Source organism: Paracoccus denitrificans (assembly GCF_900100045.1).
Classification (GTDB): domain Bacteria; phylum Pseudomonadota; class Alphaproteobacteria; order Rhodobacterales; family Rhodobacteraceae; genus Paracoccus; species Paracoccus denitrificans.
In genome coordinates this window covers 1-21,527 of record NZ_FNEA01000035.1, presented here as the reverse complement: position 1 = coordinate 21,527, position 21,527 = coordinate 1, and the positions used below count along the sequence as shown (strand labels likewise).

General features: G+C 66.6%; 23 protein-coding genes. 12 read left to right on the top strand and 11 right to left on the bottom strand.

The genetic code is table 11. The features are described from left to right. Positions 1-80: 80 nt before the first annotated feature. On the top strand, positions 81-707 hold the full coding sequence (wrbA, locus tag BLT64_RS22115) for an NAD(P)H:quinone oxidoreductase (RefSeq protein ID WP_011750788.1): 627 nt from the start codon (positions 81-83) through the stop codon (positions 705-707). Beyond that, entirely contained in the window at positions 707-1,885 is a 1,179-nt protein-coding gene (locus tag BLT64_RS22110) for an MFS transporter (RefSeq protein ID WP_011750789.1), read from the top strand. Before wrbA ends, BLT64_RS22110 begins: the two co-directional genes overlap by 1 nt. Here the strand turns inward: BLT64_RS22110 and BLT64_RS22105 are convergent. Next, a complete protein-coding gene (locus tag BLT64_RS22105) occupies positions 1,873-3,060 on the bottom strand; it encodes an EamA family transporter (RefSeq protein WP_011750790.1) in 1,188 nt (395 codons plus the stop codon). The two genes, BLT64_RS22110 and BLT64_RS22105, sit on opposite strands and share 13 nt — an antisense overlap. A gap of 85 nt (positions 3,061-3,145) precedes the next feature. Beyond that, a complete protein-coding gene (locus BLT64_RS22095; RefSeq protein WP_011750791.1) occupies positions 3,146-5,938 on the bottom strand; it encodes a bifunctional aconitate hydratase 2/2-methylisocitrate dehydratase in 2,793 nt (930 codons plus the stop codon). Between the two features lie 510 nt (positions 5,939-6,448). Here BLT64_RS22095 and BLT64_RS22085 point away from each other — a divergent pair. Then, positions 6,449-6,712, top strand: a complete 264-nt coding sequence (locus BLT64_RS22085) for a hypothetical protein (RefSeq protein WP_011750793.1) — start codon at positions 6,449-6,451, stop codon at positions 6,710-6,712. 93 nt (positions 6,713-6,805) lie between these two features. On the opposite strand, the gene BLT64_RS22080 is transcribed toward BLT64_RS22085, so the two are convergent. The 3 genes from BLT64_RS22080 to BLT64_RS22070 form a co-directional block, all read right to left on the bottom strand. Then, entirely contained in the window at positions 6,806-7,615 is an 810-nt protein-coding gene (locus tag BLT64_RS22080; protein WP_011750794.1) for a hypothetical protein, read from the bottom strand. Between the two features lie 128 nt (positions 7,616-7,743). Continuing rightward, positions 7,744-8,373, bottom strand: coding sequence for an NAD(P)-dependent oxidoreductase (locus tag BLT64_RS22075; RefSeq protein ID WP_011750795.1), 630 nt, complete (start codon positions 8,371-8,373; stop codon positions 7,744-7,746). Positions 8,374-8,459: 86 nt separating this feature from the next. Beyond that, positions 8,460-9,650, bottom strand: coding sequence for an MFS transporter (locus BLT64_RS22070; protein ID WP_041530763.1), 1,191 nt, complete (start codon positions 9,648-9,650; stop codon positions 8,460-8,462). A gap of 186 nt (positions 9,651-9,836) precedes the next feature. Between BLT64_RS22070 and BLT64_RS22065 the strand changes: the two genes are divergently transcribed. Beyond that, positions 9,837-10,754 carry a DMT family transporter gene (locus BLT64_RS22065; RefSeq protein WP_011750797.1) on the top strand — a complete coding sequence of 306 codons (918 nt, stop codon included), beginning with the start codon at positions 9,837-9,839 and terminating at the stop codon, positions 10,752-10,754. A 145-nt stretch (positions 10,755-10,899) separates the two neighbouring features. Beyond that, positions 10,900-11,859 (top strand): aldo/keto reductase, encoded by a 960-nt coding sequence (locus BLT64_RS22060; RefSeq protein ID WP_011750798.1) that lies wholly within the window; start codon positions 10,900-10,902, stop codon positions 11,857-11,859. A gap of 69 nt (positions 11,860-11,928) precedes the next feature. Here the strand turns inward: BLT64_RS22060 and BLT64_RS22055 are convergent, their stop codons facing one another. After that, positions 11,929-12,831, bottom strand: a complete 903-nt coding sequence (locus tag BLT64_RS22055; RefSeq protein WP_041530699.1) for a LysR family transcriptional regulator — start codon at positions 12,829-12,831, stop codon at positions 11,929-11,931. Positions 12,832-12,929: 98 nt separating this feature from the next. Here BLT64_RS22055 and BLT64_RS22050 point away from each other — a divergent pair, with 98 nt between their 5' ends. Both BLT64_RS22050 and BLT64_RS22045 read left to right on the top strand, forming a co-directional pair. Beyond that, positions 12,930-13,250: a nuclear transport factor 2 family protein gene (locus tag BLT64_RS22050; protein WP_011750800.1), complete on the top strand. Its 321-nt coding sequence runs from the start codon at positions 12,930-12,932 to the stop codon at positions 13,248-13,250. Continuing rightward, a complete protein-coding gene (locus BLT64_RS22045; protein ID WP_011750801.1) occupies positions 13,250-14,029 on the top strand; it encodes an SDR family oxidoreductase in 780 nt (259 codons plus the stop codon). Before BLT64_RS22050 ends, BLT64_RS22045 begins: the two co-directional genes overlap by 1 nt. A 396-nt stretch (positions 14,030-14,425) precedes the next feature. Here the strand turns inward: BLT64_RS22045 and BLT64_RS22040 are convergent, their stop codons facing one another. Further along, positions 14,426-14,779, bottom strand: a complete 354-nt coding sequence (locus BLT64_RS22040; RefSeq protein WP_041530700.1) for a cupin domain-containing protein — start codon at positions 14,777-14,779, stop codon at positions 14,426-14,428. Between the two features lie 22 nt (positions 14,780-14,801). After that, the gene (locus BLT64_RS22035) at positions 14,802-15,188 is read right to left on the bottom strand and encodes a winged helix-turn-helix transcriptional regulator (protein WP_011750803.1); all 387 of its coding nucleotides are present in this window, start codon (positions 15,186-15,188) and stop codon (positions 14,802-14,804) included. A 93-nt stretch (positions 15,189-15,281) separates the two neighbouring features. Between BLT64_RS22035 and BLT64_RS26100 the strand changes: the two genes are divergently transcribed. After that, a complete protein-coding gene (locus BLT64_RS26100) occupies positions 15,282-16,193 on the top strand; it encodes an NAD(P)H-dependent oxidoreductase (protein ID WP_011750804.1) in 912 nt (303 codons plus the stop codon). Between the two features lie 22 nt (positions 16,194-16,215). Here BLT64_RS26100 and BLT64_RS22020 read toward each other — a convergent pair whose 3' ends face one another. Continuing rightward, positions 16,216-17,112 carry a LysR family transcriptional regulator gene (locus tag BLT64_RS22020; protein ID WP_011750805.1) on the bottom strand — a complete coding sequence of 299 codons (897 nt, stop codon included), beginning with the start codon at positions 17,110-17,112 and terminating at the stop codon, positions 16,216-16,218. Positions 17,113-17,210: 98 nt separating this feature from the next. On the opposite strand from BLT64_RS22020, the gene BLT64_RS22015 reads away from it, so the two are divergent. The 4 genes from BLT64_RS22015 (at position 17,211) to BLT64_RS22005 (ending at position 19,257) form a co-directional block, all read left to right on the top strand. Next, on the top strand, positions 17,211-17,735 hold the full coding sequence (locus BLT64_RS22015) for an SRPBCC domain-containing protein (RefSeq protein WP_011750806.1): 525 nt from the start codon (positions 17,211-17,213) through the stop codon (positions 17,733-17,735). Beyond that, positions 17,725-17,892, top strand: coding sequence for a glycine zipper domain-containing protein (locus BLT64_RS27010; RefSeq protein WP_157137461.1), 168 nt, complete (start codon positions 17,725-17,727; stop codon positions 17,890-17,892). Before BLT64_RS22015 ends, BLT64_RS27010 begins: the two co-directional genes overlap by 11 nt. 135 nt (positions 17,893-18,027) lie before the next feature. Next, a complete protein-coding gene (locus BLT64_RS22010) occupies positions 18,028-18,375 on the top strand; it encodes a DUF1330 domain-containing protein (protein WP_011750807.1) in 348 nt (115 codons plus the stop codon). A gap of 123 nt (positions 18,376-18,498) precedes the next feature. After that, positions 18,499-19,257 carry an SDR family oxidoreductase gene (locus BLT64_RS22005; protein ID WP_011750808.1) on the top strand — a complete coding sequence of 253 codons (759 nt, stop codon included), beginning with the start codon at positions 18,499-18,501 and terminating at the stop codon, positions 19,255-19,257. A gap of 322 nt (positions 19,258-19,579) precedes the next feature. Here the strand turns inward: BLT64_RS22005 and groL are convergent, their stop codons facing one another. Beyond that, positions 19,580-21,217 (bottom strand): chaperonin GroEL, encoded by a 1,638-nt coding sequence (gene groL / locus BLT64_RS22000; protein WP_011749890.1) that lies wholly within the window; start codon positions 21,215-21,217, stop codon positions 19,580-19,582. 40 nt (positions 21,218-21,257) lie between these two features. Next, positions 21,258-21,527 (bottom strand): co-chaperone GroES (locus tag BLT64_RS21995; protein ID WP_074810630.1); only part of this gene is annotated, 270 nt, incomplete at its 5' end.

The window sequence follows — 21,527 nt, the reverse complement described above, 5'->3', positions numbered from 1 at the left end:
TCGGAACCATCGGAATTATATCACTCCTGCCGGTCATTCGTCACCCCTATCCTGGACGCGACAGGAACAGGAGAGAACCGATGACCGATGTGCTGGTGCTTTATTATTCGTCCTATGGGCATGTCGAAACCATGGCCGCTGCGGTCGCCCAGGGCGCGCGCGAGGCAGGGGCGAGAGTCGCGGTCCGGCGCGTGCCGGAACTGGTGCCCGAGGCCGTCGCGGAAAGGGCGGGCTACAAGCAGGACCAGCGCGCACCCGTCGCGACGGTGGGCGAACTGGCCGATTACGACGCGATCATCATCGGCACGCCGACCCGCTTCGGCAACATGGCCTCGCAGATGAAGAATTTCCTGGACCAGACCGGCGGGCTGTGGGCCGAGGACCGGCTGGTCGGCAAGGTCGGCAGCGTCTTCACCTCGACCGGCAGCCAGCATGGCGGGCAGGAAACGACGATCCAGTCCACTCATACGGTGCTGCTGCATCTGGGCATGATCGTGGTCGGCCTGCCCTACAGCTTCAAGGGCCAGATGCGCATGGACGAGATCACCGGCGGCTCGCCCTATGGCGCCTCGACGCTGGCCGACGACGGCGATGGCGGCGACCGCCAGCCAAGCGCGAACGAGCTGGACGGGGCGCGCTTCCAGGGGCGGCATGTGGCGGAAATCGCCGCGGCGCTGGTCGCGGGACGCAAGCGCGAGGCGGCGTGATGGCGACGCGCTGGGGTGCCGTCTCGCTGATCGTGGCGGCGGGGATCGCCGCCGCGTTGCAGGTCGGCAAGGCGGCCATCGCCGCGCCGATGCTGCGGGCCGATCTGGGGCTGGGCCTGTCCGCCATCGGCTGGCTGACCGGAGTTTTTGCGCTTCTCGGGCTGGTCGGCGGCATTCCGGCCGGCGCGCTGGTCGCTGCCATCGGCGGGCGGCGCATCCTTGTCCTTGGCCTGCTGGTGACGGCGGCCGGATCGGCGCTTGGCGCATCCGCCGGCAGCTTCGCCTGGCTCCTGGTCTCGCGCATCGTCGAGGGCGCGGGCTTTCTGCTGATCACCGTCGCCGCGCCGTCCATCCTGGAGCATGTGGCCCAGCGGTCGCGCCGCGACCTCGCCTTTGCGCTGTGGAGCTGCTTCATGCCCGCCGGCATGGCGATCGCGATGCTGGCCGGCCCGCTTTTCGACGGATGGCGCGACATCTGGTGGGCAAGCGCCGGCCTGGCGCTGGCGGTCGGGATCGCGGTCCGGTGCGTGCTGCCGCCGGACGGCCAACGCAGGCGCTGGTCGTGGCAGGGCCTTGCCGTGGATGCGACCGCCACCGTCAGGGCGGGCGGGCCGCTGGGCCTTGCCGCCGCCTTTGCGCTTTACAGCCTGATGTTCTTTGCGCTGTTCGGCTTCCTGCCGGTGCTGCTGATGGAGCGGATGCAGGTCACGCATCAGATGGCGGGCCTGCTGAGCGCGCTGGCGACGGCGGCAAATATCCTCGGCAACCTTGCCGCGGGCCTGCTGCTGTCGCGCGGCGTCGGGCGAGGCACGTTGCTGGCAGGGGCGAGCCTTGCGATGGGCGTGGCCGGGCTGGGGATATTCCTGCCGGTCTTGCCGGACATGCCGACCTTTGGGCTGTGCGTCCTGTTCTCGGCCGTCGGCGGGCTGATCCCGGCGGTGCTTTTGTCCTCGGCACCGCTGGCGGTGCCGACGGCAGGGCTGGTTCCCATCGTGCTTGGCCTGATGGTGCAGGGCAACAACCTGGGCCAGATCGCCGGGCCGGTCGCGGTCGGCAGCGCCATCCAGAGCCATGGCTGGCCCGCGGCGGCGGTGATCGTCGGCGTCGCGGCGCTGGCCGGCATGGCGACCGCCGTCACGCTTGGCCGCGCGCTGCGGCCCGTCTCTTATCGGGCATGAACCTGCCTTGACGGCGTGGCCCGCTGGCTCAGCCAGATGCTGGCGACCACGACCGCCGCGCCGATCATCTGCGATGCCGACAGCGCCTGGCCAAGGATCGCCCAGCCAAGCAGGATCGCCGTCAGCGGGCTGAGAAAGCCCAGCGAGGACACCGCCGCCGGCTCCAGCCTCGCCACGCCGCGAAACCACAGGATATAGGTCAGGGCGGTGAACAGCACCAGATAGCCCATGCCGGCCGCATTGGCGGCATCGAGCGGCGGCATCGGCGGGTCCAGCAGCAAGGCCAGCGGCAAAAGCAGCAATCCGCCCGCCGTCAACTGCCATGCCGTCAGCACTAGGGCGGAAACCGGCGGCCGCCATTTGCGGGTCAGCACGGTGCCGAAGGCCATCGAAAAGGCCCCGCCAAGCGCCGCCGCGATACCCGGCATGTCCGGCACGGCGCCATCTTGCAGCACCAGCAGCGCTACGCCTGCCATGCCCATGACCGCCGCCAGCACCGACAGCACCCTGATCCGCGTGCCAAGCACCGCGCTTGCGGCAAAGACCACGATCAGCGGCTGCACCGCCCCCACCGTCGCGGCGATGCCGCCGGGCAGGCGATAGGCCGCCACGAACAGCAGCGCCCAGAAGACGGTGAAGTTCAGCGCCCCCAGCACGAACGAGCGCCAGAGCCAGTCCCCCTTGGGCAGCTGCCGCACCAGAAGCAGCAGGATCAGCCCCGTAGGCAGCGCGCGGATCGCGGCGACGCTCAGCGGCGGAGCGCCGGGCAGCAGCTCGGTCGCCACGATATAGGTGCTGCCCCAGACCGCCGGGGCCAGCGCGGTCAGCAGGATGTCGGATGGTTTGGGCATGTCGACCTCGGGCTGCTGGAGCGTCGTCAGGATCTGCGCCACCGGAAGGCGCGGCTTTTGCGGCCGGTTGCCCTCTGCGGCATGTCCGACGGCGACAAGCAGGACGGGGATCTCATCGGCGGCCAGCGCGAATTCCCGCGCCAGCCGTTCCGCGTCGAAGCCCACCATCGGGCAGGAGGCGAGCCCATGGGCCTGGGCCGCGAAGATCGGGAAGGCGGCGCCCGGCGTGGCCGAGCGGATCGCCTCGTCGCGCCGCATTCCGGCATCGGCGGCATAGGTTTGCTCGACCGCCGCAACCCAGGAGCCGACGGCCAAGGGCGGCATGATCCCGGCAATTCCAGGCCATATGTTCAGCGATGGCGAAGGGCGACCGATGAACGTCCGCCCTTTGCCCGGTCGGGCCAGCCCTTCAGAAATGGACCGACCGTGAGGTCTCGGGCTTTTCCAGCGGCGGGGCGAACCTGGTAAGGTCGATCCCCTCGACGGCTGCCTTGTATTCCTCGGCACTGGGCGTCCGGCCAAGGATCGCGGACAGCACGACGACCGGCGTCGAGGCAAGCAGGGATTCCCCCTTCTTCTCGGCGGTGTCCTCGACGACCCGTCCCTGGAACAGGCGCGTGGAGGTGGCCAGGACGGTGTCGCCCTTCGCGGCCTTTTCCTGGTTGCCCATGCACAGGTTGCAGCCGGGCCGTTCGAGATACAGGATGTTCTCGTATTCGGTGCGCGCCTTGCTCTTGGGCAGCAAGTCATCGAACTCGAAGCCCGAATATTTCTGCAAGATCTCCCAATCCCCCTCGGCCTTCAGCTCGTCGATGATGTTGTAGGTGGGCGCGGCGACGACCAGGGGCGCCTTGAACTCCACCTTGCCCTGTGATTTCTCGAGGTTCTTGAGCATCTGGGCGACGATCTTGATGTCGCCCTTGTGCACCATGCAGGAGCCGACGAACCCGAGATCGACCTTTTTCCGGGCACCGTAATAGGAAACCGGCCGAATCGTGTCGTGGGTGTAGCGCTTGGAGACATCCGCGTTGTTCACGTCCGGGTCGGCGATCATGGGCTCGTCGATCAGATCGAGATCGACGACGACTTCCGCGAAATACTTCGCGTTCTCGTCGGGGGCGAGCGCCGGCTTTTCGCCGGAGCGGATTTCGGCGATGCGCTTGTCCGCCTTGGCGATCAGGCCATGCAGCGTCCCCGCCGCGTTCTCCATGCCCTTGTCGATCATGATCTGGATACGGCTTTTCGCGATTTCCAGCGATTCGATCAGGGTCTCGTCCTGCGAGATGCAGATCGAGGCCTTGGCCTTCATCTCGGCGGTCCAGTCCGTGAAGGTGAAGGCCTGGTCGGCCAGCAGCGTGCCGATATGCACCTCGATCACGCGGCCCTGGAACACGTTGTCGCCGCATTGCTTCAGCATCTGCGCCTGGGTCGCGTGGACCACGTCGCGGAAGTCCATGTGGGGCTGCATGGTGCCCTTGAAGGTCACCTTCACCGATTCCGGGATCGGCATGGTCGCCTCGCCCGTGGCCAGCGCCAGCGCCACGGTGCCGGAATCCGCCCCGAAGGCTACGCCCTTGGACATGCGGGTATGGCTGTCGCCGCCGATGATGATCGCCCAGTCGTCTACGGTGATGTCGTTCAGGACCTTGTGGATCACGTCCGTCATCGCGTGATAGACGCCCTTCGGGTCCCGCGCGGTGATCAGGCCGAAATTGTTCATGAAGGCCATGAGCTTGGGGATATTCGCCTGGGCCTTCGCGTCCCAGACCGAAGCCGTATGGCAGCCGGACTGATAGGCGCCGTCCAGGATGGGCGAGATGACGGTGGCCGCCATGGCCTCCAGTTCCTGCGCGGTCATCAGCCCGGTCGTGTCCTGCGAGCCGACGATGTTCACCCTGACCCGCACGTCTGATCCGGCGTGCAGCACCTTGCCGGGCGTCACGCCGACGGCATTGCGGTTGAAGATCTTCTCGACCGCCGTCAGGCCCTGGCCCTCGCGCGAGATTTCCTTGTTGGGGGCGAATACCGGCGTCGGCTCGATGCCCAGGGTTTCGGCCGCGAAGGTTTGCAGTTTCTTGCCGAAGACGATGGCGTAAGAGCCGCCGGCCTTCATGAACTCCACCTTCTGGGGCGTGAAGGCCGAGGCCACGTCGACCAGGTCCCTGGTGCCGGTTTCGTCGTAAAGCTTCTTGTCCCGGGTGTTGATGGTCAGGACCGTGCCTGTCTCGACGGAGTATTTCTGTTCGAGGATCGGGTTGCCGTCGTTGTTCAGGATCGGCTTGCCGTCCTCATCCGTTTTCCTGACCCAGTTCTTCAGGTCGATGCCGATGCCGCCGGTCACGCCGACCGTCGTCAGGAAGATCGGCGAGATGCCGTTGGTCCCGGCGACGACCGGGGCGATGTTGACGAAGGGCACATAGGGGCTGGCCTTTTTGCCGGTCCAGAGGGCGACGTTGTTCACGCCGGACATCCGCGACGAGCCCACGCCCATCGTGCCCTTTTCCGCGATCAGCATCACGCGCTTGTCGGGATGCTGCTTTTGCAGCGCCTGGATTTCCCTTTGCGCCTCGGGCGAGATCATGCATTGACCATGCAACTCCCGGTCCGAGCGCGAATGCGCCTGGTTGCCGGGCGACAGCAGGTCGGTGGAGATATCGCCTTCCGCGGCGATATAGGTCACGACCTTGATCTCTTCCTCGATGCCGGGAAGCTCGGTGAAGAACTCGGCCTTCGCATAGCTTTCCAGGATGTCCTTCGCGACCGCATTGCCGGCCTCGTAGGCCATGCCCAGCCGGGCCATGTCCGCGTCGTAGAGGAAGACCTGGGTCTTGAGCACCTCTGCCGCCTGCTGTGCGATCGCGGCATCCTCGCCAAGCGCGAGGTCGAGGAGGATCTCGACGGACGGGCCGCCCTTCATGTGCGACAGCAGCTCGAAGGCGAAGGCGGGGGCAATCTCGGGCACGATGGCCTCGCCGACGATGATCTTCTTCAGGAATGCCGCCTTGACACCCGCGGCGCTCGTGGTGCCGGGCAAGGTGTTGTAGATGAAGAAGTTCAGGGAATCGTCGCGGTATTCGCTGCCGGCATCCTCGATCTGCGCGATGAGTTCTGCTACCAGAGCCCCGTCCTCGATGGGTTTGGGATGCAGGCCCTGACCCTTGCGCGTTTCGATTTCGGTCAGGTAGTCCGTGTACAAGCTCATGACGATCCCTACGGTTCAGTGCCGGATAAAGCTGGACCCCCGGGCCGTGAGAACTGTTGGCGAGCGGCGGCAAGCTTATTGTATGCTGATGTATACCGAAATGGCTCCGGTAGCAAGAGGCGCGCTGCGGGTATGTTGCTGCACAGGTTCGACCGCCCCTGGCAGGCTGTCCCGCATCCCTGAGATTGGTTTGAACCGCAGCGCCTGCCCAGCCGGTTTGATGGCCTATGGAGGATCTGCGGCGTCGCCGCAATCGTCATGTTCTGGCCATGTGATCCAAGTGTGGGAAGCGAGAACGCGATTGATGGCGCTGATTCCCGTTCCTGTCCATCGGTCCGGGGGTCGCGCGCATCCGGATTCTTGCCGCTGCAAGGGTTGCTGCGGGGAATGCTGCTTGGCGAGGGGCTGGTGCCACGGTCGCCGCCACAAGGCCAACGCCCAGAAGGACTGGCACATGTGCGAGAGCGGTTCCGACAGGTTCACGCTTGATCACCTGACGGATTTCTAGCGATGCGCCCCGTGCTGAAGAGAATTGCGCTCCTCCTCGGCAGCCTGGTCGCGCTTGTGCCCCTATGCGGGGTTCTCGGCTATGCCATCGGCTACTTCATTGCATTGTTTGTCTTTTCCGCAACATTGGAGCCCCATACCTATGAGCACGACCGCGACCTGTTCGCCGCCATTTACGGCATCATGTTTATCGGCAGCTTCCTCTATGCCGTCTCGGCCGGCTTCGCGATATTCCGGTTTGTTCGCAGCTTTCGATCAGGCCGATAGAGCTTGAGCGTTGCGCGACGGATGGACCGGACGGGGTGATGCAGGTTTCCCGGGATGGATTTCGTGGTGTCGTCTCTTGCGGCGGGGGCAGCTCTATGGTGCGACGGCAAACAGCGCGACCGAGGCGTTGATCTTTGGCACGACGAGGTCGTAGGGCGTCTCCCACATCCCCCGGAAGGTGATCGCCGCCATGGCGGCCTTGTAGCGCGCCACCTGGTCCGCGCCGACCGGCACGCAGCGCGGCATCACGATGCCGTCCCAGCCGTCATAGGGGATGAACCAGTCGCCGGGCCGCATCTCCGCATGTTCCAGATAGGCTTGCAGCACGAACAGCATCTCGCTGTGCAGCGCGCCCATCCGGGCCTCGTTTTCCGGGCCGATCTCGTCATGGCCCTCGGCGCTGCGCATCACGGGCAGGCCAAGCGCGCGGGCCATGTCGATCTCGAAATGCACATAGTCGCCATAGGGCCGTTTGCAGTCGATCACGCTGCCCCGCCAACTGGTCGTTTGCAGCAGGCGGATGTGATCGGCCGTCACGGTGAAGCCGGTCCGACCCTCGACGGGCTGGCGAAAGGCGTAAATGCCGGGCGTGAAGCGGGCATGCAGGAAGAAGGCGCAGACCAGCCGCTCCATCCGGGCGATGACGGCAGAGGAGGGCGTGCCGAACTCGGCGGCGTAATCCTCCAGCGTCATGCCGCCGGGGACGATGCCGGGCGCGCCGGATTCGCAGTCGATCCAGACGGCGCGGCAGGCCCGGAACCAGGCGATGTCGTCGGCGGTGATGGCGACAGGATCGATATGGCGCCATTCCGGGGCCGCACTGGCCGGACGTAGCGCAAGGCAGGCCAGCCCGGCACCCAGTAGCGACCGCCGCGTCAGCCTGCTGAGCGGCGTGGTCGTCATACCTGCATCTCCTTCCAGGGTTCGAAACTCTCCCGTGCGGCATTTGCCCGACTCCATGCAGCCAGCCTGTCCATGAGGGCGCATGCTTCGCAAGGGACGGATACAGCCCCAGCCCTGCCTTGGCGACATCAGGAATGGCCGATGAACGGTTTCCGGCGCAGGAAGCGCGCGCCCTCCAGACTGTCGAGGATGAAGCCGGCGACCTCGGCGCGGGTGATGGATCTCAGCTGCAACCCATGGGGAATTTCGGTGTGGACCTGCAAGGGTCCGCTTCCCGCACGCGCGGAAAAGGGTGCCGGCCGGACGATGGTCCAGTCCAGGCCGCTTTGTTCGATGATTGCCTCCTGGCGATCCTTGTCGGCATAGCGATTGCGGGTGAAAAGCGGATAGATGATGCGGTTGTAGAGCCATCCGCCATGGCCCTTGCTGTCGCCGGCCCCGATCCCGGTCACCGCCACGAGGCGCCGAACGCCAGCCGCCTGCATCGCCTCCACCACCGCCTTCGTGGTCTCGGAGAACAGGGTCGTCCTGCCTTGCCTGTCGATCCCCAGGCAGATGACCACCGCGTCATGCCCGGCGATATGCCGGCGCAGGAATGCTTCGTCGGTGGGCGAGCCGACCGCGACGGCCACGGCCTCGGTTTCCGTCAGCTTGGCCGTGCTGCGGGTCTGCGCGGTGATGCGGTGCCCGCGGGCGACGGCCTGCTCCAGCAGGCACGATCCCACGCCACCCGAAGCACCCAGAACGAAGAATCGCATATTGCCTCCGAACATCGCCGCCTCTTGCGGCCTGCCCGACGATGCTATCATCGCTCGATGTCAGAGATCATCCCCGATCACCGGCATCAAAGGTGGAACCGCCGCTGCCGGAGCGCGATCCACAGCATGGCGATGCCCGAGAGGCCGGCACCGATCAGGAAGGGCGCCTGCGATCCCGCGCTGTGCCAGAACCATCCGGCGGCAGTATTGCCCACCAGCATCACCACGCCGGCCACCAGGTTGAACGTGCCGAAGGCGCTGCCCCTGATCGCATCGGGCGTGGCGGCGGCGATCATCGCCCCCAGAAGCCCTTGGGAAAATCCCATGTGCAGGCCCCAGAACACGGTTCCCAGGATATAGGCCCAGACCGTCCCGGCGAATGCCAGCGTCAGATGCGCGATCGTCAGGAAGACCAGGCTCCACGACAGCAGCCCCGCCGTCCCGATCCGGTCCGAGAGGCGACCGACCGGCCATGCCGTCAGCCCATAGGCCGCATGCATGACCACCATGGCCAGGGGAACCCAGGTCGGGGCAAACCCGGCCTCCAGCGCCTTCAGCAGCACGAAGGCCTCGCTGAACCGCGCGAGCATGATGATGGCGGCCAGCCCGATCACCGCCCAGACGGCGCGGTTCAGCCGGAATGCGTCGGCAAGGCGGAAGCCTGATCGCTTTGCCACACGGCTTGGTTCGGGCTCATGCACGGCCAGGACCAGCACCAGCATGGCGAGGGCGGCGGGAATCGCCGCGATCCAGAAGACCGCGGCGATGTCGCCCGCCAGCAGGATCATCGCTCCGACCGCCACCAGCGGCCCCAGGAAGCCGCCCACCGTGTCCAGCGACTTGCGCAATCCGAAGCTTGCGCCACGGATCTGCGGCGGGGCGACGGCGGCGATGATGGCGTCGCGCGGCGTGCTGCGGATGCCCTTGCCGACCCGGTCCAATGCCTTGGCCAGCACGATCTGGTCGATGCTGATCGCCAGCGGAAAGATCAGCCGCGACAGCGCACCCAGCCCATAGCCCAGAACCGCCAGCGGTTTCGCCCTGCGGCTCCAGTCGGCGAACACGCCCGAGAGGAACCTGGTCGCGGTGGCGATGGCGACCGAGAGCCCCTCGATGAAGCCGATGGCGAGGGCCGACGCGCCAAGCCCGCCCGCCAGCCAGAGCGGCAGCAGGGTGTTGATCATCTCGGACGACACGTCCATCAGCAGGCTGACGATGCCCAGCATCCAGACCGTTGGCGGGATGGGCGGGGCGGGGTTCTGCAAAGACTTGGGCATGGCGTTCCGTTGGCTGGTCCGGGCGAACTGATGCATGGTCCGCGGCCATGGCGCAATGTCCGCAAAGTCCCGCGGCGCCGACGAAGGGCCGGTCCCGCGGCCGGCCGGAGTGGGTGGCGTGCAAGGGCGCGGGCTGATAGCAACCCGGGCAAAGGTCTTCTTACCACTCATTGGACGAGCCCATCCATGGAACGCGTTTTGGCCCCTCCGCAAGAAACACCGGCCGCGCGCACGCGCCATGCCGCCAACCTTGCCGGCGCCTTGTGGATGGTCGCGGCGATGGCAGGATTCACCTTCGAGGATGCGCTGATCAAGGGCGCATCCTCCACCGTCCCGATCGCCCAGATCCTTGTCACTTTCGGGGCAGGCGGCGCGTTGGTCTTTGCCGGCCTGGCCCGATGGGCGGGCGAAAGCCTTTTCACGCCCGAGGTGCTGTCGTTCCCGATGCGCCTGCGGGTGGTGTTCGAGATCGCGGGCAGGCTGTTCTATGTTCTCGCGCTGGCGCTGATACCGTTGTCAGCGGCCACCGTCATCCTTCAGGCGACGCCGGTCGTGGTGGTCGCCGCCGCCGCCCTTGTCTTCGGCGAGCGGGTCGGATGGCGCCGGTGGAGCGCCATCCTGCTTGGCATGGCGGGCGTGCTGGTGATCATCAGGCCGGGCACGGACAGCTTCTCCATGCTCTCGCTCCTCGCCGTCGCGGGCATGCTGGGATTTGCCGGACGAGATCTTGCCAGCCGCGCGGCCCCCGCGACGCTGGGGACCAATGTCCTTGGATTTTACGGCTTTCTGGCGGTGGCGCTGGCCGGCGTGATGGTTTCCTTCTGGTCGGATGCACCGTTCGTCCTTCCTGAAACGCGGGCCGGCCTGTTTCTGGGCGGTGCGGTGCTGTGCGGCGTGTGTGCCTATGCCTGCCTGATGAAGGCGATGCGCACGGGCGAGGTATCTGCCGTCACGCCCTTCAGGTATGTGCGGCTGATCTTCGGCGTCGCGCTGGGCGTCCTTCTGTTCGGAGAGCGCCTCACCACCCCGATGCTTCTCGGTTCGGCCATGATCGTCCTGTCCGGGCTGTTCATCATGTGGCGAAGCGCGTCCAAAGGGGCTTAGATCGCCGCATCGAGCATGAGACGCCGGGTCAGTCAACGGGCACCAGTGCGGCGCCCGGATGCCGAACGCTGACGATAAGGTCGCTTTCGCTTGACGGGCGGGGCAGGTCGCGCTTCCCTGCCGCACCGCGGCACAGGAGGCAGGAATGGAACAGAGACGGCTCGGCAACCGCAATGTCGCCGCCATCGGCTTCGGCACGATGAGCTTTGGCGGCATGTTCGGCGCAACGGACGAGGCGACCTCGCTGGCCTGCCTCGATGCGGCGGTGGACGCGGGCATCGGCCATTTCGACACGGCCAATATCTACGGCATGGGCGTATCGGAACAGATCATCGGCCGCTGGGGGCGTCCCGACCTGCATCTGGCCACGAAATGCGGCATCGTCAACGGGCCGCCGCGCGCGGTGCGCAATGACGAGCCCTATATCCGCCAATGCCTTGAGGAATCGCTGCGCCGGCTGAAACGCGAGCATGTGGATCTTTACTACATCCACCGCCGCCAGCCCGACATCCCTGTCGAGGACGTGGCCGGGACGATGTCGAAGCTGGTGCAAGAGGGAAAGATCGGCGGCTATGGCCTGTCCGAGATCGCGCCATCGACCTTGCGCCGCGCCCATGCCGAATATCCCGTGACCGCGGTTCAAAGCGAATTCTCCCTCTGGACGCGGCTGCCCCAGCTGGGCCTGATCCAGGCCTGCCGCGAGCTTGGCGTCGCCTTCGTCGCCTTTTCTCCGCTGGGCCGGGGGATGTTCGGGCGCGAGCCGCTGAGACGGGATTTCCGGGCCGGCATCGACTTTCGCGAAACCAACCCGCGTTTCACCGAGCCGAACTTCTCGGCGAACCTCGCCGCCATTGCGCCCTTCCGCGCCCTCTGCGCCCAGCGGGGCTGGACGGTCCCGGGCGCGGCGCTGGCATGGGTTCTGGCGCAGGGGGATCACATCGTTCCGATCCCGGCCACCCGGACGGCGGATCACCTTCGCGACTGGCAGGTCCCGGATCTTGACGCCGCGGATATTGCGGAAATCGAGCGCATCCTGCCTGCGGGGTTCGCCCATGGCGACCGCTATGGCGATCATCAGATGGCTTTCGTGGAGCGCTATTGCTGAATTCGGCGCTGGCCTGCTTTGCGCTGCGCGCCGGCCTGGCATGTGTTTCGGCCTGCGGGTGAAGCTGCCTCAGTTCCTTTGCGCCGCCATCTCTCGCGCCATCGCAAGGAATGCGGTGAGCCCCGCCGAGGGGTTCCTGCGGCCGGGGTAATACAGGCAGAAGCCGGGGCGTGGCGGGGTCCAGTCCTCCAGCAGGCGGATCAGGCGGCCGGCGGCGATGTCCTCGGCCACGTTCTGCTTGATGAAGAAGCCGATGCCCGCGCCCTCCAGCACGGCGGCGCGGGCGATGGCGGCCTCGTCCAGGATCAGGCGGCCGCGGACGTCGATCTGCACCACCTCGCCCTGCCGCTCGAAATACCAGCGGAAAAGCTCTCGGTTCGGCAGCCGCACCCGGATGCAGTCATGCGCCAGCAGATCGGCCGGCACCAGCGGCAGGGGCCGGTCCGCCAGCCAGGCCGGAGTCGCGACGACCGCATAGCGCTGCGGCTTGCCAAGCGGCAGGGCGATCATGTCGCGGGGGACCAGGTCGCCGGTGCGGATGCCCAGGTCGAAGCCTTCGGCCACGATGTCGACCAGCCGCTCCTCGGTCACCAGATCGACCTGCATCCGGGGATGGCGGCGCAGGAAGTCTAGCACCAAGGGCGAGATGATCTCTCGCCCCGCCACCGCCGAGGCATTGATGCGCAACATCCCCGAGGGCGTCTGGCCCTGCGCGCGCACGCTGTCCATCGCCCCGCGGATCTCGGCCAGCGCGGGCGAGACGCTTGCGACGAACTGCCGCCCGGCATCGCTCAGCGACACGCTGCGGGTGGTCCGGTTGAACAGCCGCACGCCCAGGCCCGCCTCCAGCCGGGCGATGGCATGGGACAGCGCGGTCGTCGACATGCCCAGCTCGATCGCCGCCGCCCGGAAGGTGCCCCGGCGCGCGATGGCCAGCACGGCCTCCAGATCCCTCAGCCCGGCATCCTTCATTGTCCCGATCCTGTCATCACCAGATGCAACCTTATCCCGCTTATATCGATAATGGTCGAGGCCCATCTTCCACCTGCAAGCAACAGAAGGAACGGAACATGCAGCTTCCCGCGCCGATCAGAACCTATTTCCAGGCCCAACCCCCGCAGGATGCCGAGGCTCTGGCCGCGGCCTTCGCGCCTGATGCCGTCGTGCATGACGAACACCGGACCCATCGCGGAGCCGAGGAAATCCTGGCCTGGTGGCAGGCGGCCAAGGCGCAGTATCGCCACAAGGCCGAGCCGCTGGACCTGACCCAAGCGGCGGGCAAGACCGTGGTCCGCGCCCGCGTCAGCGGCGATTTTCCGGGCAGCCCGACTGTCCTGACCTTCACCTTCGGGCTGGCGGGCGACCGCATCACCGATCTGGAGATCCGCTGATGACCGGCTTTCTGACTTTGCAGGGCAAGCGCGCCCTGATCACCGGCGGCACCCAGGGCACCGGCGCCGCCACCGTGGCGCTGTTCCGCGAGCTTGGCGCGCAGGTGCTGACCACGGCCCGCTCTCGCCCCGAGAACCTGCCCGAACAGATCTTCGTCGCCGCCGACCTGACCACCGCGCAGGGCTGCCGGGCCGTGGCCGAGGCCGCGCACAGCCGGCTGGGCGGCGTCGACATAATCGTCCATGTGCTGGGCGGATCGAGCGCGCCGGGAGGCGGTTTCGCCGCGCTGACCGACGAGGAATGGCAGAAGGAGCTGGACCTGAACTTGCTTTCTGCCGTCCGGCTGGATCGCGCGCTTGTGCCGGGGATGGTCGCGCAGGGAGCAGGGGTGGTCATCCATGTCACCTCGATCCAGCGCCTCATGCCGCTGCCGGGCTCCACCACCGGCTATGCCGCCGCCAAGGCCGCGCTCTCGACCTACAGCAAGAGCCTTGCGAAAGAAGTGTCGCCCCAAGGCGTGCGCGTCCTGCGCGTCGCCCCCGGCTGGATCGAGACCGAGGCCGCGGCCCGCCACGCCGAGCGGCTGGCGCAGGAGGCGGGCACGGACTACGCGGGCGGCAAGCGGATCATCATGGAGGCGCTTGGTGGCATCCCCTTGGGCCGCCCCGCGAAACCGGCCGAGATCGCCAGCCTGATCGCATTTCTTGCCTCGGATCGTGCAGCCTCCATCACCGGCACGGAATATGTGATCGACGGGGGAACCGTGCCGACGGCGTGAGGCACGCGCCCGGCCGCCGCCCCACGGCCTCGTTCCGGGCCGGCGGTGGGCAACCGGGCTGCGGAAACCGGCCATTGGCAGGCCGCATGATCGTCCCGCGCGATCATCCTGCGATGAACGCGGAAAAGCGACCCCCGCAGGCTCTTGCGGACCCTTGCGCTAAGGGCGAGCGCGTCGATCAACGCCCGCACGTCGGTGATGGTGGGTTCGGGCGGCGCTGACCGAGCCGGGCCGTGCCGTGCCGTCCGCACCGACGCCATCGCCCGCGTAAAACAGGTGAGCGATGCGCTTCGGCGATGAGGTAATCGCAATGGTGGAGCGCTGGCTCGGGGCGGTCGGGCAGCGCCATGCGCCGTAATCGCGGAACGCTGGGACGACGGTCCCGCCGCCTTTCGATCAGATGGGATTGCGTTCGGCAGCCGTAGCGGCATCGCCGGTATTGGACGTGCCGGTCGGCTCGATCAGCAGCAGATGGGCCTCCTTGCGGGCGACGGGGCAATGCTCGACGCCCTTCGGGACGACGAAGATTTCGCCGGCCCTCAGCGTCACCACCCGGTCCCGCAGCCGGATCTCGATCTCGCCTTGCAGGACAAGGAAGAAATCGTCCGTGTCGGGATGGGAATGCCACCTGAACTCTCCCTCGACCTTGACGACCATCACGTCATGGCCGTTGAACGTAGCCACGGTCCGGGGCGACCATTTTTGGTCGAAGCTTGCCAGTTTCTCCGCCAGGTTTATCGCGTCGCTCATCGGCTTTTTCCGTTTGTCGCCATCATGCCATCCCTTCCTGCGCGTCATAGCGGCGCTTGGCCGCCTGGACGTTTTCCAGTTCGCGCCCGATCCAGCCGGTCAGCCCGTCCATGACGCCCAGCAATCCCTCGCCCAGGCCGGTCAGGGCATAGCTGACCTTCGGCGGGACGCTCGGCTGGACATGGCGGGTGATCAGCCCGTGACGGCACAGCTTCTTCAGCACCTCGGACAGCACGCGCTCGCTGATGCCCTCGACCGCATTGCGGACCTCGTAGAAACGCTGCGGGCCGCCCCGCAGCGACCAGAGGATCAGCAGTGGCCAGCGGCTGGTGATCAGTTCGAACAGGTCCCGGCCCGGGCAGTCGCTGTGCATCGGATCGGCGGGGTCGGAGGAGGGGCTTACGTCCATGTCGGCTCCTGAGATTCATATCCGCTCTTCCACTGGTAAGCGGCTTACTTATCATAAGCCCATATCGGAATGCATCAAGAAAGGTTGGTTGCCATGGATGCGATCAGGAGCGACGCCTATACGCTGGTCAACGTCTTTACCCCCAAGCCGGGCGAGACGGATCGGTTCCTTGACCTGCAACTGCGCGAAACCGCCGCGCTGCGCGAGGGCGCGGCGCAGAAAGGATGGCTGGGCAACGAGGTCTATCGTGCGCGGGATGGCAAGCGGGTGATCGTGGTCACGCGCTTTGCCGATGCCGGGGCGCAGCGGGGCTGGGCGGCCAACCCCGCCTTTGCCGCGCATCTCGACCGCATCGGCCCCTTGCTGGAAACGGTCGAATCGATCCCGGTCGATCAGGTCGCCCGCCATAGCGGGGCCGTGGCGCCGGATCGCCCCCTGAGCCTGGGGGTCATCGTCGGCAGCACCCGCGCGGGCCGCTTTGCCGACAGGCCGGCATCCTGGATCGCGGCAAAGGCCGAGGGCGCGGGTTTCGATGTCGCGCAGGTCGACCTGCGCGACTTTGCCATGCCGTTCCTGGGCGATCCGGCGGCCACCAAGGCGCAGCAGGCCGCCGCGCAAGCCTTTGCCGACAAGGTCTCCACCTTCGACGCCTATGTCTTTACCGTCGCCGAATACAACCACGCCCCGACGGCGGTGCTGAAGAACGCGCTGGACCATGCGGAATGGGCCAGGAAGCCCGCGGGCCTGGTCGGCTATGGCGGCGTCGGTGGGGCGCGCGCGGTCGAACATGTCCGGGCCATCGCCGCCGAGCTGGAGATGGTCGCGATGCAGACGGCGGTTCATATCCCCTTCGGCGACTACCTGGCGATCTCGAAGGGCGAGGCCCGGATCGACAGGCTGGATCATCTGGAACGCTCGGCCGACAAGATGCTGGCGCAACTGGCATGGTGGGCACGCGCGTTGCAAGCCGCCCGCAGCAGGGAAGAATCGCTGGTGCCTGCCTGACGACGGCTCAAGCCTGTCGAAGCTATCGCCGCTCCGAATATGCGGCGAGGTTTTCGGCCAGATGGTCGAACAGCAACCGCATCCGGCGCGTGTCGCGCAGGTCTTCGTGCATGGCGATCCACATCTCGTAGCCGAACTCCACCATATCCGGCAGCACGCGCACCAGTTCCGGCTCATCGGCCGCAAGTCCAAGGTGGCAGGCGCCGATGCCGAAGCCGGCCCTCACGGCCATCAGCTGTGCCACGGCGCTGTCGCAGCGAAAGGCGAAGCTCTCGCGCGACAGCGGGTGGCCGCCGAAGGATATGCCGGCGACAAGGCCCTCTTCCTGATCGATGCCGATCAGCGGGTGGGAGAACAGCGCCTCGACCGTCTCGGGCAAGCCGTGGGCGGCGACGTAGCGGCGATGGGCGAACAGGCCGACCCGCACGAACCCCACATGGCGCGCAACGATGGCCTGCTGTTCGGGGCGAACCATGCGCACCGCGATGTCGGCCTCGCGGCGCAGAAGGTTCTCGTTGCGGGTCGACAGCGCCAGCTCGATGTCGATCCCGGGGTGGCGCTCGTGAAAGGCGGCCAGCATCGGCGGCAGCACGAAGGTTCCGACGATATCGACCGCCGCCAGCCGGACGGTGCCGCGCAGCTCGTCCCGCTCGCCCGAGGCCGTGCGGACCAGGTCGTCCGCGATCATGGCCATGTCCCTTGCCTGCGACACCAGCGCCAGCGCCAGCGGCGTCGGGTCCAGGCCGCCCCGCGAACGGGTGAAGAGCCTTGCCCCGATCCCGTCCTCGAGCGCGTCGACATGACGGCCCACCGTCGGCTGGGTCAGCCTCAGGGCTCTGGCCGCCCCCGACAGGCTGCCCTCCTCGACCACGGCCAGAAAGCTGCGCCAATGATCCCAGCTATCCACACGACCAGACATACGATTTTGTATATCTTCCCTACGCCATTCGTCAATTTTCGTTCCACTTTGTGCGGCCTATGTCTTGTCCACGGACAGGACCAGTGCGGAGAGACGCCATGAACATCCCGCTTGCAGCCGCTTCGGTGGCCGCCATTCTGGTGGCGGCGGCGTTCGCGCTCGCTCCGCGGCAGGAAGTGGTCACGGAGGTCGGGATCGACGCCACGCCCGCGCAGGTGTGGGCGCTGCTGGGCGATCCGGGCAGCTATCGCGACTGGAACCCCTTCATCGTGTCGATGGAGGGCGAACTGGCCGAGGGCAAAACGCTCGTCAACAGGCTGCGGCCCGAAACCGGCAACGAGATCGCCTTCAAGCCGGTCGTGCTGAAGGTCGAGCCGGCAAGGGAGTTGCGCTGGCTTGGCCGCCTGTTCCTGCCGCGCGTCCTCGACGGCGAACATTACTTCATCCTCGACGAGCGTCAGGGCGGCACCCATCTGATCCATGGCGAGAGGTTTCATGGCGTGCTGTTGTGGTTCATCGACGCGAAGCGGTTCGGTGCCGATTTCGAAAGGATGAACGCGGCGCTGAAAGCCAGGGTGGAGGCGGGGCAGTCGTCCCCGGAAAGGAGCGGTGATGCGCAATAGGAAAATCGCTATCGGAATCGCGGTCGGCCTGGCTGTCGGCGCCGGAGTGGGCAGCGCGATGGACAATATCGGCATGGGCGTCGGCATCGGCCTGACGCTGGGCATCGCCATCGGATCGGCCTGGAAAGCCTGGACCGGGAAAACCGGCGGCAAATAGGCATCGGGTCCGGGCATTCCACCCGTTCCCCATGAGGGCGGCGCAGGCGACCGGCGTCTTCCCGCCGGGCCGGGGTTCATGTGCTAGCGCCGTCGGCCGGCGCTCAACCGATCACACAGAGAAGGAGATCTACCCATGGCGAGCTATGCCGTTGCCCATCTGCATCATGTCGAGATAGGCCCCGATATCGTTGCCTATCTCGAAGCCATCGATGCCACGCTCGCGCCGTTCGCAGGGCGGTTCGTGATCCATGGCGGCGACAAGGAGCAACTGGAAGGCGCATGGTCGGGTGATCTGATCGTCATCGGTTTTCCCGACCGTGCCGCTGCGCGAGCCTGGTATGCTTCGCCTGCCTATCAGGCGATCCTGCCGCTGCGCACCCGCAATTCCCAAGGGGATGTGATCCTGATCGACGGGGTCGGAGACGATCATCGCGCCACCGATATTCTCTCGCGGCAGGCGGTGGGACCGGGCGTGGCATGACGCGAAGGGGCGCGACTGTCCGGGCCTTGCCTGAAGCCGCTCTTTTCGAAGGCAAGGAACGGGAAGCGGCCTTCGCGGCCTCGCGGCTAGACAGCCATGGTCCGATATTCAGGAGAACGGATCATGGAACTGAAAGGCAAGACGATCATCGTCACAGGTGCCAGCAGCGGGATCGGCGCATCTGCCGCCACGCTGTTCGCCGCCGAGGGCGCCAATCTGGTGCTGACGGCGCGCCGGCGGCACGAACTTGATGCCCTTGCGGCCTCGATCGACCGGGACGGTGGCCGGGCCGTCGTCCTGGCGGGCGATGTCAGGGACGAGGGCCATGCCGATGCTCTGGCCGATCTCGCGCTGCGGGAATTCGGCGCATTGGATGGCGCCTTCAACAATGCCGGCATCGTGGGCCGGATGGGGCCGGTTCCAGAGATGGAGCCCGGAAACTGGCAGGATGTCATCGCAGTCAACCTGACGGCGGCCTTTCTGGCGGCAAAGGCGCAGATCCCGGCGATGCGAAAGGGCGGCGGCGGCTCTATCGTCTTCACCTCGTCCTTCGTCGGCTTCAGCAATGGCGGCATGCCGGGCATGGGCGCCTATGCAGCATCGAAGGCGGGGATGATCGGCCTGGTGCGGTCGCTGGCAGCGGACCATGCCGCCGAGGGCATCCGCGTCAACGCGCTGTTGCCGGGCGGCACGATCACGCCGAGCGGCGGCGAGGGAAACCCGGATGTGCTGGATTTCATCGCCGGCCTGCATCCGGTGAAGCGGATGGCAAGGCCGGCCGAGATCGCGCAGGCCGCGCTGTTCCTGCTGTCGGACCGCTCAAGCTTCGTGACCGGCAGCCCGCTGATCGCCGATGGCGGCATTTCGGTCCGGCTGACCTGAACGCGCCGACAGTCTGGGTGCGGGGCGGTGGTATGTGCCGCCCGCATCCAGACTGTCGGCAAGCTGCCTTTGGTCGCTGCTCCCATGTCCTGCCGCCGAGGGCGAATACGAAGATTGCCAGCCCGGAAAACAGGGCTTTCACAAGAGAAATAACGCGTTGCATCATGCAGCACGCTTCGACCAACCGCAAATATCGCTGGTGGCCTGGGCTGCTATCCATGCCGACTTGGGCAAGGCTGCGATGAACTCCGCCGACCTGCGGCATTTGCAAAGGCCGCCCCATTTGGGGCGGCCTGCTTTTTTCACCCGGTTGTGGGCTTGTTTACATCATGCCGCCCATGCCGCCCATGTCGGGCATGCCGCCTGCGGGGGCCTTGGGCTCGGGCTTTTCGGCGATCATCGCCTCGGTGGTGATCAGCAGGCCGGCCACGGACGCGGCGTCCTCCAGCGCGGTGCGCACCACCTTGGCCGGGTCGATGACGCCGAACTTGAACATGTCGCCATATTCCTCGGTCTGGGCGTTGAAGCCGAAGGCCTTGTCCGAGGACTCGCGCACCTTGCCGGCCACCACGGCGCCGTCGACGCCGGCATTCTCGGCGATCTGGCGCATCGGCGCCTCCAGCGCGCGGCGGATGATGGCGATGCCGGCATCCTGGTCCGAGTTCGCGCCGCTCAGGCCCTCGAGCACCTTGGCACCCTGCACCAGCGCCACGCCGCCGCCGACCACGATGCCTTCCTGCACCGCCGCCCGGGTCGCGTTCAGCGCGTCGTCGACGCGGTCCTTGCGCTCCTTGACCTCGATCTCGGTCATGCCGCCGACGCGGATGACGGCGACGCCGCCGGCCAGCTTGGCCACGCGCTCCTGCAGCTTCTCGCGGTCGTAGTCCGAGGTGGTCTCCTCGATCTGCTGGCGGATCTGCGACACCCGCGCCTCGATCTCGGCCTTCTCGCCGGCGCCGTCGACGATGGTGGTGTTGTCCTTGTTGATCGAGACCTTCTTGGCCCGGCCCAGCATGTCGATGGTGACGTTCTCAAGCTTCATGCCCAGGTCTTCCGAGATCACCTGGCCGCCGGTCAGGATGGCGATGTCCTGCAGCATGGCCTTGCGGCGGTCGCCGAAGCCCGGAGCCTTGACGGCGGCGATCTTCAGCCCGCCGCGCAGCTTGTTCACGACCAGCGTCGCCAGCGCCTCGCCCTCGACGTCCTCGGCCACGATCAGCAGCGGCTTCTGCGACTGGATCACCGATTCCAGCAGCGGCACCATCGGCTGCAGCGAGCTGAGCTTCTTCTCGTGCAGCAGGATGTAGGCATCCTCCAGCTCGGCGATCATCTTGTCGGCATTGGTCACGAAATAGGGCGAGAGGTAGCCGCGGTCGAACTGCATGCCTTCGACGACCTCGACCTCGGTCTCCATGCCCTTGTTTTCCTCGACGGTGATCACGCCCTCGTTGCCGACGCGCTGCATCGCCTCGGCGATCTGCTGGCCGATGAAGCTCTCGCCGTTGGCCGAGATGGTGCCGACCTGCGCCACTTCCGAGCTGTCGTTCACCGGGCGGGCGGCGGATTTGATCGCCTCGACCACCTTGGCGGTCGCCACGTCGATGCCGCGCTTGAGGTCCATCGGGTTCATGCCGGCGGCAACCGCCTTCAGGCCCTCGCGCACGATGGCCTGGGCCAGAACGGTGGCGGTGGTGGTGCCGTCGCCGGCCTCGTCATTGGTGCGCGACGCGACTTCGCGCACCATCTGCGCGCCCATGTTCTCGAACTTGTCGGAAAGCTCGATCTCCTTGGCGACCGAGACGCCGTCCTTGGTGATCCGCGGCGCCCCGAAGGACTTGTCGATCACCACGTTGCGCCCCTTCGGGCCAAGCGTCACCTTGACCGCATCGGCCAGGATGTTCACGCCCTTCAGCATCCGGTCACGCGCGTCGCTGTTGAACTTAACTTCTTTCGCAGCCATTTCGAAATCGCTCCTAGAATGGGTTATCGGAAGGGGACGATCAGGCGATGATGCCCAGGATGTCGCTTTCCTTCATGATCAGCAGCTCTTCGCCGTCGACCGTGACCTCGGTGCCCGACCATTTGCCGAAGAGCACCCGGTCGCCGGCCTTGACCGCGGGCGCGATCAGTTCGCCAGAATCCTTGCGCGCGCCTTCGCCAACGGCGATGATTTCGCCCTCGGCCGGTTTCTCCTTGGCGCTGTCGGGGATGATCAGCCCGCCCTTGGTCTTTTCGTCCGACTGGACGCGACGGACCAGAACACGGTCATG

What these genes read in the sequence shown, in the direction of transcription:
- wrbA (WP_011750788.1), top strand. Translation starts at nt 81, where the DNA reads ATGACCGATGTGCTGGTGCTTTATTATTCGTCCTATGGGCATGTCGAA.
- BLT64_RS22110 (WP_011750789.1), top strand. Translation starts at nt 707, where the DNA reads ATGGCGACGCGCTGGGGTGCCGTCTCGCTGATCGTGGCGGCGGGGATC.
- BLT64_RS22105 (WP_011750790.1), bottom strand. Translation starts at nt 3,060, where the DNA reads ATGCCGCCCTTGGCCGTCGGCTCCTGGGTTGCGGCGGTCGAGCAAACC.
- BLT64_RS22095 (WP_011750791.1), bottom strand. Translation starts at nt 5,938, where the DNA reads ATGAGCTTGTACACGGACTACCTGACCGAAATCGAAACGCGCAAGGGT.
- BLT64_RS22085 (WP_011750793.1), top strand. Translation starts at nt 6,449, where the DNA reads ATGCGCCCCGTGCTGAAGAGAATTGCGCTCCTCCTCGGCAGCCTGGTC.
- BLT64_RS22080 (WP_011750794.1), bottom strand. Translation starts at nt 7,615, where the DNA reads ATGACGACCACGCCGCTCAGCAGGCTGACGCGGCGGTCGCTACTGGGT.
- BLT64_RS22075 (WP_011750795.1), bottom strand. Translation starts at nt 8,373, where the DNA reads ATGCGATTCTTCGTTCTGGGTGCTTCGGGTGGCGTGGGATCGTGCCTG.
- BLT64_RS22070 (WP_041530763.1), bottom strand. Translation starts at nt 9,650, where the DNA reads ATGCCCAAGTCTTTGCAGAACCCCGCCCCGCCCATCCCGCCAACGGTC.
- BLT64_RS22065 (WP_011750797.1), top strand. Translation starts at nt 9,837, where the DNA reads ATGGAACGCGTTTTGGCCCCTCCGCAAGAAACACCGGCCGCGCGCACG.
- BLT64_RS22060 (WP_011750798.1), top strand. Translation starts at nt 10,900, where the DNA reads ATGGAACAGAGACGGCTCGGCAACCGCAATGTCGCCGCCATCGGCTTC.
- BLT64_RS22055 (WP_041530699.1), bottom strand. Translation starts at nt 12,831, where the DNA reads ATGAAGGATGCCGGGCTGAGGGATCTGGAGGCCGTGCTGGCCATCGCG.
- BLT64_RS22050 (WP_011750800.1), top strand. Translation starts at nt 12,930, where the DNA reads ATGCAGCTTCCCGCGCCGATCAGAACCTATTTCCAGGCCCAACCCCCG.
- BLT64_RS22045 (WP_011750801.1), top strand. Translation starts at nt 13,250, where the DNA reads ATGACCGGCTTTCTGACTTTGCAGGGCAAGCGCGCCCTGATCACCGGC.
- BLT64_RS22040 (WP_041530700.1), bottom strand. Translation starts at nt 14,779, where the DNA reads ATGAGCGACGCGATAAACCTGGCGGAGAAACTGGCAAGCTTCGACCAA.
- BLT64_RS22035 (WP_011750803.1), bottom strand. Translation starts at nt 15,188, where the DNA reads ATGGACGTAAGCCCCTCCTCCGACCCCGCCGATCCGATGCACAGCGAC.
- BLT64_RS26100 (WP_011750804.1), top strand. Translation starts at nt 15,282, where the DNA reads ATGGATGCGATCAGGAGCGACGCCTATACGCTGGTCAACGTCTTTACC.
- BLT64_RS22020 (WP_011750805.1), bottom strand. Translation starts at nt 17,112, where the DNA reads ATGTCTGGTCGTGTGGATAGCTGGGATCATTGGCGCAGCTTTCTGGCC.
- BLT64_RS22015 (WP_011750806.1), top strand. Translation starts at nt 17,211, where the DNA reads ATGAACATCCCGCTTGCAGCCGCTTCGGTGGCCGCCATTCTGGTGGCG.
- BLT64_RS27010 (WP_157137461.1), top strand. Translation starts at nt 17,725, where the DNA reads ATGCGCAATAGGAAAATCGCTATCGGAATCGCGGTCGGCCTGGCTGTC.
- BLT64_RS22010 (WP_011750807.1), top strand. Translation starts at nt 18,028, where the DNA reads ATGGCGAGCTATGCCGTTGCCCATCTGCATCATGTCGAGATAGGCCCC.
- BLT64_RS22005 (WP_011750808.1), top strand. Translation starts at nt 18,499, where the DNA reads ATGGAACTGAAAGGCAAGACGATCATCGTCACAGGTGCCAGCAGCGGG.
- groL (WP_011749890.1), bottom strand. Translation starts at nt 21,217, where the DNA reads ATGGCTGCGAAAGAAGTTAAGTTCAACAGCGACGCGCGTGACCGGATG.